12 protein-coding genes and 1 pseudogene are annotated in these 14518 nt (G+C 73.5%); 9 read left to right on the forward strand and 4 right to left on the reverse strand.

What is annotated here, in order from left to right:
* Position 1 precedes the first annotated feature (1 nt).
* The gene (locus tag FVA95_RS21410) at positions 2-301 is read right to left on the reverse strand and encodes a helix-turn-helix transcriptional regulator (RefSeq protein ID WP_149665761.1); all 300 of its coding nucleotides are present in this window, start codon (positions 299-301) and stop codon (positions 2-4) included.
* Between the two features lie 104 nt (positions 302-405).
* Between FVA95_RS21410 and FVA95_RS21415 the strand changes: the two genes are divergently transcribed.
* Both FVA95_RS21415 and FVA95_RS21420 read left to right on the forward strand, forming a co-directional pair.
* Positions 406-786 carry a nuclear transport factor 2 family protein gene (locus FVA95_RS21415; protein ID WP_149665762.1) on the forward strand — a complete coding sequence of 127 codons (381 nt, stop codon included), beginning with the start codon at positions 406-408 and terminating at the stop codon, positions 784-786.
* Positions 787-817: 31 nt separating this feature from the next.
* A complete protein-coding gene (locus FVA95_RS21420; protein ID WP_149665763.1) occupies positions 818-1996 on the forward strand; it encodes a hypothetical protein in 1179 nt (392 codons plus the stop codon).
* A 65-nt stretch (positions 1997-2061) separates the two neighbouring features.
* Here the strand turns inward: FVA95_RS21420 and FVA95_RS21425 are convergent, their stop codons facing one another.
* Positions 2062-4533, reverse strand: coding sequence for a (Fe-S)-binding protein (locus FVA95_RS21425; protein WP_149665764.1), 2472 nt, complete (start codon positions 4531-4533; stop codon positions 2062-2064).
* A gap of 512 nt (positions 4534-5045) precedes the next feature.
* Here FVA95_RS21425 and FVA95_RS21430 point away from each other — a divergent pair.
* The 7 genes from FVA95_RS21430 to FVA95_RS21460 all read left to right on the forward strand — a co-directional run bounded on the left by FVA95_RS21430 (position 5046) and on the right by FVA95_RS21460 (position 12987).
* Positions 5046-5324 carry a hypothetical protein gene (locus FVA95_RS21430; protein WP_020622502.1) on the forward strand — a complete coding sequence of 93 codons (279 nt, stop codon included), beginning with the start codon at positions 5046-5048 and terminating at the stop codon, positions 5322-5324.
* Between the two features lie 3 nt (positions 5325-5327).
* Positions 5328-6020: a hypothetical protein gene (locus FVA95_RS21435; protein ID WP_149665765.1), complete on the forward strand. Its 693-nt coding sequence runs from the start codon at positions 5328-5330 to the stop codon at positions 6018-6020.
* A 124-nt stretch (positions 6021-6144) separates the two neighbouring features.
* Entirely contained in the window at positions 6145-9048 is a 2904-nt protein-coding gene (locus tag FVA95_RS21440) for an ATP-binding protein (RefSeq protein WP_240051651.1), read from the forward strand.
* A complete protein-coding gene (locus FVA95_RS21445; RefSeq protein WP_149665767.1) occupies positions 9045-10955 on the forward strand; it encodes a hypothetical protein in 1911 nt (636 codons plus the stop codon). The genes FVA95_RS21440 and FVA95_RS21445 overlap by 4 nt, the downstream gene beginning before the upstream one ends.
* Entirely contained in the window at positions 10945-11541 is a 597-nt protein-coding gene (locus FVA95_RS21450) for a hypothetical protein (RefSeq protein ID WP_240051649.1), read from the forward strand. The genes FVA95_RS21445 and FVA95_RS21450 overlap by 11 nt, the downstream gene beginning before the upstream one ends.
* The gene (locus FVA95_RS21455; RefSeq protein WP_149665769.1) at positions 11538-12563 is read left to right on the forward strand and encodes a C40 family peptidase; all 1026 of its coding nucleotides are present in this window, start codon (positions 11538-11540) and stop codon (positions 12561-12563) included. Before FVA95_RS21450 ends, FVA95_RS21455 begins: the two co-directional genes overlap by 4 nt.
* Positions 12564-12591: 28 nt before the next feature.
* On the forward strand, positions 12592-12987 hold the full coding sequence (locus FVA95_RS21460) for a hypothetical protein (RefSeq protein WP_240051650.1): 396 nt from the start codon (positions 12592-12594) through the stop codon (positions 12985-12987).
* Positions 12988-13078: 91 nt separating this feature from the next.
* On the opposite strand, the gene FVA95_RS21465 is transcribed toward FVA95_RS21460, so the two are convergent.
* Positions 13079-13900 (reverse strand): ESX secretion-associated protein EspG, encoded by an 822-nt coding sequence (locus tag FVA95_RS21465; protein ID WP_149665771.1) that lies wholly within the window; start codon positions 13898-13900, stop codon positions 13079-13081.
* Positions 13897-14518 (reverse strand): annotated as a pseudogene (locus tag FVA95_RS30935) (hypothetical protein); the annotation flags it as partial. The gene FVA95_RS21465 and the pseudogene FVA95_RS30935, both read right to left, overlap by 4 nt.

A 14518-nucleotide genomic window follows, 5' to 3' on the forward strand; every position in this document is an offset into this window, starting at 1 on the left:
CTCACCCGTCGACGACGGCCGCCACGAGCCCGGGGAACCGCGCGTCGAGGTCGACGCGCCGCAGTCGGGTCCGCAGCACCCTGCCGTCGCGCCGTTGCTCGATCACGCCCGACTCCCGCAGCGTCCGCCAGTGATGGCTCGCGCTGCTCTTGGTCATATCGGGGAGGATCTCCTGGCAGGTGAGCGTCTCGTCCTCGCCGAGGGCGGCCAGCGTGCGGACGACCCGCATCCGCACCGGATGGTCGAGCGCCGCGATCACGGTCTCGATGCTCAGCTCGTCGCGGGTCGGGTCGTCCTGCATGGACCCATGGTACGACTGTGTTCGAACTGATGTGGCGGCGATCATCTGGCTCCGGTCGGGTTCGGGGACTACGGTTCGAATCAACTCGAACAGTTGGAGGAGCCATGGACGTCCGTCACCACATCGCCACCGAATTCCACTCCGCCCTCACCACCGGGGACAAGGACCGGCTGCGAGCGGTTCTCGACCCGGCCGTCACCTGGACCCTGCCCGGGAACAACGCGGTCTCCGGTCGGGTCGACGGTGCCGAGGCGGTGCTCGACCGTGCGGCGCTGATCGCCTCCTACGGGGTGGACTTCGCGCTCGAGCACGTCCTGGTGAGCGCCGACAACGTCGCGCTCGGTCTGCACAACACGGCCCGCCGCGGGGACCGGGTGCTCGACGAGCACCTCGCCACCGTCTGCAGGATCGGGGACGGCCGGATCGTCGAGATCGAGACCTACCTGTCCGACGAGCCGGGCATGAACGCGTTCTTCGGCGCTTGAGCGGGCTCCCGCCTCGCTACGCTGGGAGGTGATGGACGCCGACCGCAGCTCCCCGGACCCGTGGGCCACCGGCCGTCGCCGCAGGGGACGACCCGACCGCGGCGTCCGCCCCGCCGCCCGCCGGCCGGACGCTCCCGATTCGCCTGACCGCGCCGCCGCGGACCGTCCCACCGGGCCGGGCGACGCTGCGGGCCGTCCCACCGGACAGGGCGGCGCTGCGGACCGCGGCACGGTGCCCCCGCCGGTGCCCGGGACCGAGCTCGTCGTGCCGACCCCGGAGCAGCCCCGGACGCCGCCGGAGGCCGACCCGCGCGCCCTCGTGCTCCCGGACGGGCCCGCGACGGGCGGTTCCGTGCCGTCCGGACCCGGGGCGGGGCGCGACGACCCAACCGGGCCGGGGCCCGACGATCCCTGGGCCCCGTGGCGGAGGCTGCGACCCCGCAGCCTCCGCGGTGCCACCGCGCTGGGCCTGGCCGGAGCGGCGCTGCTGCTCCTGCCCTTCCTCGACGACCCGGACCGCTGGTGGGTCCCGGTCGGACTGGGGTTCGGCACCCTGGTCCTGCTCGCCCTGCTGCGGCTGGACCGGCTGCTGCAGGGCTGGGCACCGCACGTCGCCGGGGTCGTGCTCGTCGCGGCCCTGGTGAACGGGACGCGCGAGAACCCGTGGGCGTGGGCGCTGGCCCTGTCGGTCGGGGTGATCGTCGCCGGGGCGCTGCTGCTGCCCCGCTGGAAGGTGCTCGCCCTGGGCGTGGTCCTGCTGGTCGTGTCCGGGGTCGGCTACTCGTTCCGCTCCGCGGAGATCCGTCAGGACCAGGCCCGGATCGACGCGCAGGCCGGCACCCAGTTCCGCACCGATCTCGGCGTCGCCCGCCCACAGCTCGCGCTCGTCTCGCTGGACACCGGGGTCGCCTCGCCGAACCCGGCTCGGGTCTGCCGGCTCGTGCAGCCCGCGGCGCTGGACCAGGTGCGGGCCGCCACCGGGGCGCCCACCTGCGAGGACGCTGTCGCCGTGCTGCACGGCCGGGTGCCGGAAGGAGCCGGGGTCACCGAGCCGGACCGCCGCCCCGACCCGGTGGTGGCGGTCGGCGCCACCACCACCGTCGACGCCTGCCGCTCGGCCTGGGGGGCCGCCGCACCCCAGCTGGGCCGGGTCGTGCTCACCCGGACCACACCGTCGACGTTCCAGGTCAGCTCCTTCGCCCCCTGCTGACCCCCGCACACACGACGACGGCCGGGCCCCCGCGCGGGGTGCGCCCGGCCGTCGTCGGTGGTGGGTCAGTTCTCGTTCGAGCGTTGCTGCTCGGCCTGCTCCGGCGACGAGCCGTTGGTCGAGCCGTTGCCGTTCCCGTTGCCCGACGACGCCGGGGTTCCGGTGCTCGACGCCCCGTCCGAGCCGGCCGGGGTGGCCGGGTCCTGCGTCGCGGCCTCCTCGGCGACCTCCGCCTCCGGTGTGGCGACGGCGGGCGTCTCGGTAGTCGGCGCGTCCTCGGCGGTGGTCTCTGGGGTGGTCTCGGCTGCGACGGGCTCCGGCTCCGGTGCCGGGTCGCCCCGCTTGACCGCGGCGAGCAGCATCTGCGAGACGTCCTGGACCTGCACGGCCTCACCGGCGGTCTGGTTCACGCCGTCGGTCATCATCGTGCGGCAGAACGGGCAGCCGACCGCCAGCGTCCCGGACGGCTCCGAGCCGCCACCGGCCTTCGTGAGGGTCTCGGCGGCCTCCTCAGCGCGGGTGAAGTTGATGCGCTTGCCGATGCGCTCCTCCATCCACATCCGGGCGCCACCGGCACCGCAGCACATCGACCGGTCACCGTGCCGCGGCATCTCCGACAGGGTCGCTCCGGCCGCGCTGACCAGGGCGCGCGGGTCCTCGTAGACCTCGTTGTGCCGGCCCAGGTAGCAGGGGTCGTGGTAGGTCACCGGGGCGGCGTCGGCGGCGGGGGCCGAGACGGGGACCAGCTTCTTCTCCCGCACCAGCTTGTTGAGCAGCTGCGTGTGGTGCACGACCTCGTAGTGCCCGTCGAGCTGGGGGTACTCCCGGCCCAGGGTGTTGAGGCAGTGCGGGCAGGTCGTCACGATCTTGCGGGTCCCGGTCTCGCGGCCCTCGAAGACCGTGTTGAGGACCTCGACGTTCTGCTGCGCGAGCATCTGGAACACGAACTCGTTGCCCGAGCGGCGCGCCGGGTCACCGGTGCAGGTCTCGCCCGACCCGAGGACGGCGAAGTTCACCCCGGCCCGGTGCAGCAGTTCCGCGGTGGCGCGGACGGTCTTCTTCTGGCCGTCGTCGAACGCGCCGGCGCAGCCGACCCAGAACAGGTACTCGGTGTCGGCGTCGAGCTCGCCCTCCACGACGGGGACCTCGAAGTCCAGGCCCTTCGTCCACTCCAGGCGGTCCTTGGCGTTCTGGCCCCAGGGGTTGCCCTTGTTCTCCAGGTTCTTGAACAGCGAGTTGAGCTCGGTGGGGAACTCGGTCTCGATCAGGACCTGGTAGCGGCGCATGTCGATGATGTGGTCGACGTGCTCGATGTCGACCGGGCACTGCTCGACACAGGCGCCGCAGGTGGTGCAGGACCACAGGATGTCGGGGTCGATGACGCCGTTCACGTCCTCGCCGCCGATCAGCGGGCGGCCCGCGGCCTCCAGTGCGTCGACCGGGATGGCCTTGAGCCGCTCCTCGGCGCCCTCGCCGGTGATGCCGACCTCGTCGCCGGCCATGTCACGGCTGCCGCCGGCGAGCAGGTAGGGGGCCTTCTCGTAGGCGTGGTCGCGCAGGGCGTTGACCAGCAGCTTCGGCGACAGCGGCTTCTCGGTGTTCCAGGCCGGGCACTGGGACTGGCAGCGGCCGCACTCGGTGCAGGTGGTGAAGTCGAGCAGGCCCTTCCAGGTGAAGTCCTCGACCTTGCCGACGCCGAACGTGTCGGTGTCGGGGTCGGCCTCCTCCAGGTCCAGCGCCTTGCCCTGGCTCATCATCGGCCGGGTCGCGCCGAGGGCCTTGTAGCCGTCGTCGTTGCGCTTGAAGTAGATGTTCGGGAACGCGGTGAACCGGTGCCAGGCCACACCCATGGTCGGCTTGGCCGCGATGACGATCAGCCAGATCATCGCCGACAGGACCTTCACCGCGGCGAACACGCTGACCAGCGCGGTGGAGGCGGGGAGGATCGTCGACAGGGCGTAGGACACCGGAGCTGACCACACCGGCACGTCGAAGGCGTTGAGCGAGATCTTCGCGGCCCGCACCACCAGGATGCCCAGGCCCTCGAGGAACACGACGCCCTCGACGAAGTACGCCCGGCCCATGTTCGACCCGTAGAACCGCGACAGCCGGCCCTGCGAGCGGGGGTTGTTCAGCTGCCGGATGACGATCAGCGCGCCGATGCCCACGACCGTGGCGACGCCGAGGAACTCGACGTAGATCGAGTACACCGACCACACGCCGATCAGCGGCAGGTGGAAGGTCGGGTTCCAGACCTCCACGAACGCCTCGACCAGTGCCAGGATCAGGCCCAGGAAGCCGACCATGACCAGCCAGTGCAGGATGCCGATCTTGGTCCACTTGAGCATCCTGGTGTGGCCCAGGGTCTCCTTGAGCATGGTCGCGAGCCGCGGCCCGAACGGGCCGTTGCGCGTCGGGTCGGGCTGACCGAGCCGGATGATCCGGACCATCCGGGTCACGGTCATGGACACGAGCGCGACGGCGACCACTGCCGACAGCACCGTGATGATGCCGAGCGTGTACTGCACCCAGGTCATCTGGAGGAACCTCCCTGTAGAACACCCAGCGGTCCCTGCCGGAGCGTGGTGCTGCCGTGACGGATCGGGACGGGAAACGGTGAACCGGTCCTGGGGCGTGCGGAGGCGGGGGTGCGGTCGTGCGCGCACGGCGTACCGTGCCGCCGGGACCGGACGGGCCTCGTCATCGCAGTGCCTCCTCGGACCTCGTCGTCGCACTGGTGTGGTGGGGTGCGACGACGGTCGGGCGAAGGGTAGTGCGCCCGGCCGTGGGTCGCCCGACCCCGTCACGGTCGGGCCATACTTGTTACCGAACAGTAGACAAGGCCGACCATGACATCTCGGGCCGGGGGCGGGTCGCCGGGGAGATGCGAGTCACGCCCGATCGACACTGCTCCGACCGTGTCGACCCGATCGCGCAGCGTGGCGCACGCGTGGGCCGGGTGGCTCAGCCCCTAGGATCACGTACGGGTCTCGTGGTCTACTCGCCTGCGGGAGCGACCGGGACAAATGGACTGCCGCAAGGAGGAGCTGTGAAGACCTCGTACGAGGCGATCCAGCTGGTACTCGCCCAGGGCGGACAGCTGACCACGGTCAACCTCCGCGACTGGATCACGAACAACATCGTGCCGCTGATCCTGCTCGCGATCGCCGTCATCCTGCTGTGGATCGGTGGTCGTGGTGACAACGCCGGCGTGGCCCGGCGGAGCATCGGACTGCTGGTGGGTCTGATCGCACTGGGCATCGCCGTGACCGGCAGCGGTCCGGCCATCGGACAGGCGCTGGCCAACCTGCTCGTGACCCCGGGCTGACCCGTGCTCGTTCGCACGGACGACGAGGTCTACCGCGTCGACGCCGTCTGGCTCGGGCCGCCGCGTGCCACGTTTCCCTGGCGCGCCCGCTACGTCAGCTACGGCGTGGGTCTCCTCGTCATGATGCTGATCATGTTCGTCCAGCGCCGGCTCGGCATCGGACTGGACTTCTTCTCCGTGGCATGGGCTCTCGTCGGCACGATCGCGATCACCCGCCTGCTCGGCAAGAAGATCGACTACGAGCGTCCGCTCGGTCAGGTGCTCGCCCAGTTCTGGGCCGAGGTGACCGGTCCGCGGGCCGGGCGCAAGGCCGCGGGCGGCTCGGTGCGTGCGTCCCACGTGCGTGTCCACACCACTCGCGCCCACCCGGGCACCCCCTCCTCGGGCGGCCGGGCCCGCGCACTCGGTGCCCCCCGCCGTTCCTCGTTGACCGCGGCGGACGCCACGCCGCGCCCCGCGTCCGGCACCCTCGTGGAGTCGGTCCCCGACACCGCCGGTCCGGTGGTCCCGGGGTTCGAGGCCCCGGTCGCGGCCCCCACGCGCGTGGTCCCGCCGTTGCCGGAGCCGGGGAGCGCGCCGCGGCGCAGCCGTTTCCGCCGGGCCCGTGGCAGCGGCAGTGGTCGTGGGGCGAGCCTCCCCGCGCGCACCGGCCGTCCCGACCCGTGGCGCCGGAGTGGCCACCGTGGCCGCACCTGAGCGGACCCCCCGCCGGAGGGCTCGGCGTGGCCGGGCCCGTGCCGGCGAGGGCGGTTCGGACTACACACCGTCGATCGCGCTGCGCTCGATCGACGGCCACATCACGCGGACCAACGGCCAGGTCATGGCCTGGTACCGGCTCGCGGCGCAGGCGTGGAGCTTCCGCAGCGACAACCAGCGCGAGGTGCTGATCCGCCAGATCGCCGCGCAGCTCGGCGAGCTGCAGGGCCGCTGGCTGCACCTGCGCGTCACCACCCGGCCGTACCCGGTGCACATGTGGGCCGAGTCGTTCGACCAGAACGCGATCGGCCGGATGCCCGACGTGCCCGGCGCGCTCGGCTGGGACGGCTTCCTGGAGGGCGAGCAGCGCCACCTCATGGGGCTGTCGATGGCCGACAAGGAGGTCTTCCTCGGTATCGAGGTCTCCGGCCGCGGGCTGATCGACCGCTGGGTGGAGCGCGCCGCGCCCGTCCTGGACCGGCTCGTGCCGTCCGCGGTCCGGGCCGAGCTCGCCGCGCTGGAGTCCGAGGTGAACCACCTCGACGTGCTCGTCGCCGGGTCCGGGCTCGACGCCGTCCCGGCCAGCGCCGAGGACATGGCCTGGCTGATGCACCGCTCCGTCGCGCTCGGTCTGCCCGCGCCGCGCGGGCTGTCCTCGGTGCCGCGCGGGGTGTCGACCTGGGAGCCGGAGGACCTGGCCGCGTTCACCGAGGGCGTCGACCTCCACCAGGAGCCGTACGCGCCGACCGTGCAGGTCGTCGGGCGGATGCGCAGCCAGACCGTCACCCGCAACGTCGCGGTGCTGAGCGTCGGGCTGATGGAGGGCCTGCGCATTCCGGAGATCGACGACCCGTGGATGCAGCACTCCGATCGGCTGCCGTTCCCGGTCGAGTGGTCCGCGCGGATCTACGTGCGCCGCCCGGAGGACGTCACCGGTGAGCTGCAGCGCCAGATGGGCAAGGTGCGCAGCCAGATCCGGCACTACACCCACGACCACGACCTCGACCCGCCGATGTCGTTGGCGCGCCAGGCCGACCGGGTCCTGGAGGTCGAGGACGAGCTCACCACCGGGCTGACCCAGCTCAACACCCGGCTCTACGGCTGGTGGCGGATCGCGGTCTCCGGCCGCGACGAGGCCGAGGCCACCACCCGCGCCCAGCAGGTCGTCGACCTGTACCGGCCCAAGGTGCAGATCGAGCACCCCGAGGCCCAGTACCGCTACGCCCGCGAGTTCATCCCCGGCGAGCCGCTGGCCGCGACGGCCTACCGCCGACGTGGGTCGGTCACCTGGGCCGCGGCGGCGGTCCCGGCCGCGACGGCCAGCGTCGGTGACCGGCGCGGGATCATGCTCGGCGAGACCTGCACCGCGACCCGGCGCCCGGTCGCCTGGGACCCGTGGCTGGCCCAGGAGGTCCGACGGGCGTCCGGCCTGACCGCGATCGTCGGCGGTCTGGGCTCGGGCAAGTCGTTCCTCACCGGGTTGGTCGTCTACAAGACGCTGCGTGCCGGGGCCCGCTGGACGGTGCTCGACCCGTCCGGCCCGCTCGCGGAGCTGACCCGGCTGCCGGAGCTGGCGCCGTTCTCCCGGCACATCAACCTGCTCCGGGCCGATCCCGGCATCCTCAACCCGTACCGGGTGGTCGCCGAGCCGCGCCCGGACCACTTCCTCGACGACGAGGACCCCGAGCGCGCCTGGAAGCGGGAGCGCTCGCTGGCCGCGGCCACCCGTCGCCGCCTGGTGCTCGATGTGCTGTCCGGGCTGCTGCCCTACGAGATCGCCCGCCAGCCGCACACCCGGATCGTGTTGCTCCGGGCGGTGCGCGAGGTCGGCGGCTCGCCCGACCGGCACCCCGGCATGGTCATCGACGCACTGCGCAGGCACGCCACCGAGGGTGAGGACCACGCCGGCGTCGTCGCGGACTTCCTCGACGAGCGGCGCGAGCTGCCGCAGGCCGCGCTGCTGTTCCCCGACGAGACCCGGGCGGACCCCTGGCAGGCCGACCGCGACTACCGGCTCACCGTGCTGACGATGCAGGGCCTGTCGCTGCCGCGTCCGGGCAGCCCGCGCGAGGAGTGGACCGACAACGAGTCGCTCGGCGTCGAGCTGCTGAACCTGGCGTCCTGGCTGACCCAGCGCACGATCTACGACGCCGACCGCAACCTCCGCAAGGGCGTCGCGCTCGACGAGACGCACTTCCTGTCCCAGGTGCCGACCGGCAAGGTCCTCATCGACCGGCTCGCCCGCGACTCCCGCAAGTTCAACGTCCGCGCGCTGTTCGCCTCCCAGCTGGCCGGCGACCTGCTGCGGGTGTCGGGCTTCGCGTCGCTGGTCAACGCGGTGTTCGTCGGCCGGACCGACGACGAGGAGGCCCAGTCCGAGGCGCTGCGGCTGCTGCGCGTGCCCACCGGTGTCGGCTACGAGGAGATGCTCGGGACGCTGTCCCCGCGCCCCCGCCACGACGACCGGCCCGACGACGCGCCCCGCCAGTTCGTGTTCGCCGACGGCCACGGCGGTGTGGAGAAGGTGCGCATCGACCTGGAGGCGCCGCACCTGGAGCACGTCCGCGAAGCGCTCGACACCAACCCCGACGCCGCCCGGGTCGTCGCGCCGCGCCCGCCCGGCGGACCGGCGCTCACCGGGTCGGGGCACCCGGAGATGACCGCCCCCGACGAGCCGAGCCCGCTGCCCGCGCGCCGCGCCCCGGCCCCGGTGGCGGTGCCCGACCTCGACGGCGACGAGATCGACCTGACCACCGACACCCGGATCGGCCCCGGCGACGCCGACCCGGTCCTGGCCGGCGGGATCCGCGCCGGTGGGGTGCAGGTCGTGTCGGTCGCCGCGACCGACGCCGCCGTCGGGCGTGCGGAGCTCTACGACGACGAGCAGCTCGACCTGCTCGACGAACTCGACGACGACTGGATCGTCGACGAGCCCTCCGCGACGACCCCGCACGGCGTGTCCTCGGAGGGAGCTGCTCCCACGAACGGTCACGTCCCGCCCACGCCCCCCGACGGGGACGGACGGTGACGGCGGGGCTCGACCCGTCCGGCGGCGCAGGGATCTGGGTCGTCCTGGGTGTGCTGCTCGCGGCCGTCGTCGTGTCGGTGCGCAGGACCCGCCGCACACGCCGGCCGGACACCCCGGGGACCACCCGGCGCCGTCGCCGGCGGACGGCGATCCTGGTGGTCACCGCGATCGCCGGCGGCACACTGCTGCTCGGCTCGCCCGCGATGGCACAGGCGCTGGACTGCAAGACCCCGCCGGAGCCGGACCGCCCCGGCACCGGGCTGGTCGGCTCGCTGGACCGGCCCTCGGCGCTGCACGGGGAGGCAGGCAGCGTCTACGAGGAGGTCGGCTACGCCGGACTCGTCTGGCACAACTACGACCTGGGCTGCGCCGCGTCGGGCGTGCTGAACCCCTCGGTCACCACCGACACCTGGCTGGGCAACCAGGTCTTCAACCTGGCGAAGCTGACCGTCGGCGGGGTGAACTGGGCGCACTACCTGATCGCCGACGGCGGGTCGCTGTTCGAACCGCTCGACCAGGTCATCACCACCGCGACCCGGGCGATGTACGAGACGGTGTTCACCACCTGGGTGGGCCTCGGCCTGCTCGGGTTCGCGATCATCGTGCTGCTGCTGGCGATGCGCGGCGAGCTCGCGCGCCAGGCCCAGCGCACCGGCATCGCGGTGCTGGCGCTGATGATCGGCTCCGCCGCCTATCTCGCACCGGTCGACTGGTCCCGCGCGGCGGACAACCTGCTGCTCGACGGCGTCACGCAGATGCAGGAGGGCTTCCTCGGGCAGGTCGGGCTCGGCACCCGCGACACCCTCCCCACGGTGCTCGTCGACCAGGTGGCCTACCAGAACTGGCTGCGTGGGACGTTCGGCGCACCGGATGTCCCGCAGGCCCAGGAGCTGGGACGGGACCTGCTGCGGGCCCAGGCGTTCACCATCGACGAGATCGACCGCGGCGAGGACACCAGTGAGACGGCCGAGCGCAAGAAGAGCGAGTACGCCGCGATCGCCGACCGCATGGGCGACCGCTACCCGTACTTCACCGGGGCGTCCGGCAGCCGGATCGGAGCCGGGACGCTCGCGCTGATCCAGGCCGCGTGCATCGCGCTGTTCCAGCTGCTGTCCAAGGTCCTGGTGCTGGTCGCGTTGCTGATCATCCGGCTGATGGTGGTGACGGCGCCGGCGATCGCCGTCGTCGCGCTGCTGAAACCGGACGTCATCCCGGCGATCCTGCGCATCGGCGGCGCGGCGATCGTGAACACGCTGGTCGTCGGGGCGCTGGCCGGGCTGCACGCGCTGCTGGTCGTGTCGCTGTTCGCCCCGGGTTCCGGGGTCGATCTGTGGCTCGCGCTGCTGGTCACCGGTGTGGTCACGCTCGTGCTGTGGGCCGTCGCGCGACCGTTCCGGCGGCTGGTGTCGATGGTGACGCTCACCCGCGAGCAGTTCGGCGGGATCGTCCCCGGCATCAACGGCGGCCCGGTCTCGCGCGTCTGGAACCGGATGCGGGGCCCGAACGACGCCGACGAGCGCCAGTCCCGCTGGTGGTCCGAGCGCGGCGGCCACGGCGGGTCCGGCGACCCGGGCGCGGTGCGCCCGGAGGCCGAGACCGCGGCCGGGCCGGGGGCCCGGGTCCGTCGTCGCGCGGCGACGGACGTGCCCTCCCCCCAGGCGGCCCGGATCGCCGAGCCACGCCGCGGGGCGCTGCCGGTCGGGGTGTCCGGGCGGCCCGACACCGGGTTCGCGACGCGGGTCGACCCCGGCGAGGTCGACGACCGCTCCATCTACCGCCGCGACGACACGGGCCCCCGCCGCCCCGGCGACCCGGCCCCGGTGCCCCCGGAGCTCGTCGACGGCGTGCCCGTCTACAAGATCTACCGCCCGCGGGCGGCGCACACCGGCGGTGACCGTGCCGATTAGGTCCTCCCGCGGCCGTGCCGGCGCCTACCGCGCGGTGTGGCAGTGGCCGCTGCGCTCTCCCGTCCGGCTCGCCGTGACGGTGGTGGTCCTGGGCGGACTCGTGTTCGGGCTGGTCTCGCTCGGAGGTTCCGGCGGTGCGGCGTCCGGGGGGCTCGTCGCCGGGGGCGGCTCCGGCGGCAACCGGTGGGACAGCGGGTCGTCCGGGGTCTCCGCGACGCCCACCCCGACCCTGCTGCCGCCGGTGCCCGAGCTGACCCCCGAGGCGCTGCCGGTGTCGCAGGTACCGCAGCAGGCCCTGGAGACGGCCCGGGTGTGGGCGTCGGCCTGGGTGAACCACCCCGACGGGATGACCTCCCAGCAGTGGGTCGCCGGGCTGCGGCCGTACACGACCGACGAGTTCCTCGGCGTGCTCGCGAGCGTCGACCCGTCGAACGTGCCCGCCTCCCGGGTCACCGGGCCGGCCACCCCGACCCGGGTCGCGCCGAAGAGCATCGAGGTCACCGTGCCGACCGACACGCTGACCCTGCGGATCCTGATCGTCGACACCGAAGCGGGCTGGAAGGTGTCCCGCTACGACCGGGCATGAGCACCCCGCTGACGCGTGCGCTGCGGCCGTTGCGGCTGCTGCTGCCGTTCGTCGCGATCGGGATGGCGCTGGTGCTGTTCCTGACGGTCGGCTTCCTCGCGTTCAGCCCCAACCTCGGTGGCGGCCGGTCGAACGCGGCCTGGTGCGACACCGGGATCTCGACGGCGACGGTCGGCCGCGGCGGCGGGGGAGCCACCTTCGAGACGCTGTCCGACGAGCAGAAGCAGAACGCCGCCGCGATCATCTCGGTCGCCAAGGACATGCAGCTCCCGCCGAAGGCCTGGCTCATCGCGCTGGCCACGGCGATGCAGGAGTCGACGCTCCGCAACATCGACTACGGGGACCGGGACTCGCTCGGGCTGTTCCAGCAGCGTCCGTCGCAGGGGTGGGGGACCCCCGCTCAGGTCACCGACCCCGTCTACAGCAGCCGGATCTTCTACGAGCGGCTGATGGAGGTGCCCGGCTGGGACTCACTGCCGGTGACGGTGGCGGCCCAGAAGGTCCAGCGCTCCGGTTTCCCCGACGCCTATGCCAAGTGGGAGGGCCTGGCCGCGTCGCTGGTCCAGAACATCGGCGACGTCGCCAACCCGACCGGCTGCGCCCCCGGCACGACCGGCGCGCTGCCCCCGGGCGTCGCCGGCGCCGCGATCGGCTTCGCGCTCGGCGAGCTCGGCAAGCCCTACGTGTGGGGCGCGACCGGCCCGGACGCCTACGACTGCTCCGGCCTGCTCATGCGTGCCTACGAGGCCGCCGGGCTCACGATCCCGCGGGTGTCGCGCGACCAGTACAAGTCCGGCGGGCACCTGCCGGTGCGCGACGTCGCGCCGGGCGACTTCCTGTTCTACGCCCACGACCCGTCGGATCCGAGCACGATCTACCACGTCACGATGTACATCGGCGACGGGAAGATGGTCGAGGCACCCAACAAGGACCACCCGGTCCGGGTGCAGCCCGTTCCGTGGGAGTTCAGCGACCTCGTGCCGCTCGCCACCCGGCCGGGGACCACGCCGAACCCGGCCTGAACGGGGTCGAGGCGCCATCATGGGCGGCATGCGCTCCCCGCTCTCGGACTACCTCGACTCCGCGGCGCCCGGTGCCTGCCCGGACCACCTCGTCGTGCCGCGCTCACTGGCCCAGTCGATGCCGCTGCGCTGGCAGCAGGTCTTCGTCGGGCTGCTCACCGACCTGCACGAGGCCTACCCCGACGTCGTCTGGCCCGAGTACGTGGTGTCCGCGGTGCGCGCCGAGCCCCTGACCGAGCTCGACGACGCCCAGCTCGCCACGCACGGCTACGTCACCGAGCTGGGTCCCGACGGGGATCTCGAGTACCGCGACGTCCACGACCGCGTGGTATCCGGGTCGCTGCCGGTCCGGGTGGAGGTGCCGGACACGGTGCCGCCGGCGTCGGCGGGGCAGGTGCCGCGGGGGACCGTCGTCCTGCGCTGATCCCGGAGGGTCCGCCGCTCGCACCGGCGCGCGGCAGGGACACCTTCCCCGCTGAACACGCTTACCCGGTAAGCGAGTTCCGAGCTGCCCGTCACCAGGTCCGGTGCGCCCCGACCGGTGCGCGACGGCGGCGGGCCGCGTCGGCGAGCCGGTCCAGCTCACGGACCAGGTACGTCGCGTCGGCCGCTCCGGCGTGCACCACGGCGTCGTCGGGCAGCGGGCCGCCGACGCCGTCCGGGGTCGGGCGCCGCTGGACGTAGCAGCCGTCCGGGGTGGCGTGCACCAGCAGGACACCCGGCGCGCGGCACGGGTCGGGTCCCTTGCGCCCGGCGCCGAGCTGGGCGACGCCCTCGGTCCGCCCCATCCGCCGCAGCACCTCGGCCTCGGCCGCGGTGCAGCCCCGCCGGAGGAGTTCGTGGACGAGCCGGTCGGCGTCGCCGTCGGCGCGTTCGACGGCCTCCCCCAGCACCGTGACGGGAATCTGCACCCCGACACCGGGGCCCGGTACGACCTCACCGAGCAGCTCGACCAGGACGGCGGCCGCGTCGTCGGGTCGGACGCGCACGAGCGCGACGTCGTCGTCGATCCGGGTGGCCAGCACCGCGCGCCCGGCCCGCTGCGCGACCAGCGCACGCTGCCACGACGGTGGTGCGACCACGAGGTCGTGCTGGAACTCCGGTGCGACGACCGTGCGCAGGTCGTCGACCAGGTTCGGCTCGAACACGGTGCCGGTGAACAGGCCCCGCGCCGCCAGGGTGTCGAGGCACCCCCGTACGACGCGGGCCCGCTCGACGTCGGTGAACCCGGGGCTGAGCAGCTCCAGGACCGCGGGGTTGCGACCGAGGTCGAGGAGGTCCCGGGCGACGTCGAACTCGGCGGCGGTGAGGACGGTGGCGCGGTTCCAGTCGATCATCGGTGGGGCTCCTCGGGTGCCAGGACGGCGTCGGTCGCGGCGATCTCGATGTCGAACACCTCGTCGGTGGGGACGACATAGCGGTTGCGGTGGTCCTGGGCGTCGCGGCTGCCCGCGCCGCCGGCCATCGGGCCGTAGCCGCTCGGGCCGGCGCCCCGTCCGGTGGTCTCGCCGGGACGGGCGGACCAGGCCGGGTCGGTGGAGCGGGTGCCGGGACCGAACGGCTCGAACGGCCGCCCGCCACCGGACCCCGTCCCGCCGGGGAGGCGCTCCCCGTACCCGGGGCCACGGGCCGACGGCGGGAGGAGCGGCTGCGCCCGGGTCCGCTCGCCGAACTGGCGCCCGAGGTCGACGCGGGTGCCGAGCGGATCGGGACCCGGTGCCGTCGACGTGGGATATGCGCCCTGGGGTGGCGCGGGCCGGTACGGGTCCGGGGCGGGCGTGGTCGGTGGGTCGAGGCGCTGGGGTGCGACGACGTCGACCGGTCCGGGCAGCCCGGTGCGGTCCCGGTCGGTGCCGTCCCCGCTGGTCCCGGGCCCGCCGTGACCAGCGGGCCGCCCGACGTCCGGCGTGCCGGGCCCCGAACCTCCCGACCCGCCGGCTCGGTCCGAGCTCGGC

The sequence above is a fragment of the Pseudonocardia sp. EV170527-09 genome (genome assembly GCF_008369905.1).
Taxonomy (GTDB): Bacteria; Actinomycetota; Actinomycetes; order Mycobacteriales; family Pseudonocardiaceae; genus Pseudonocardia.

Excerpts from the sequence above, each read along its gene's own strand:
- FVA95_RS21410 (WP_149665761.1), bottom strand. The coding sequence starts at position 301 with ATGCAGGACGACCCGACCCGCGACGAGCTGAGCATCGAGACCGTGATC.
- FVA95_RS21415 (WP_149665762.1), top strand. The coding sequence starts at position 406 with ATGGACGTCCGTCACCACATCGCCACCGAATTCCACTCCGCCCTCACC.
- FVA95_RS21420 (WP_149665763.1), top strand. The coding sequence starts at position 818 with ATGGACGCCGACCGCAGCTCCCCGGACCCGTGGGCCACCGGCCGTCGC.
- FVA95_RS21425 (WP_149665764.1), bottom strand. The coding sequence starts at position 4,533 with ATGACCTGGGTGCAGTACACGCTCGGCATCATCACGGTGCTGTCGGCA.
- FVA95_RS21440 (WP_240051651.1), top strand. The coding sequence starts at position 6,145 with ATGGCCTGGTACCGGCTCGCGGCGCAGGCGTGGAGCTTCCGCAGCGAC.
- FVA95_RS21455 (WP_149665769.1), top strand. The coding sequence starts at position 11,538 with ATGAGCACCCCGCTGACGCGTGCGCTGCGGCCGTTGCGGCTGCTGCTG.
- FVA95_RS21460 (WP_240051650.1), top strand. The coding sequence starts at position 12,592 with ATGCGCTCCCCGCTCTCGGACTACCTCGACTCCGCGGCGCCCGGTGCC.
- FVA95_RS21465 (WP_149665771.1), bottom strand. The coding sequence starts at position 13,900 with ATGATCGACTGGAACCGCGCCACCGTCCTCACCGCCGCCGAGTTCGAC.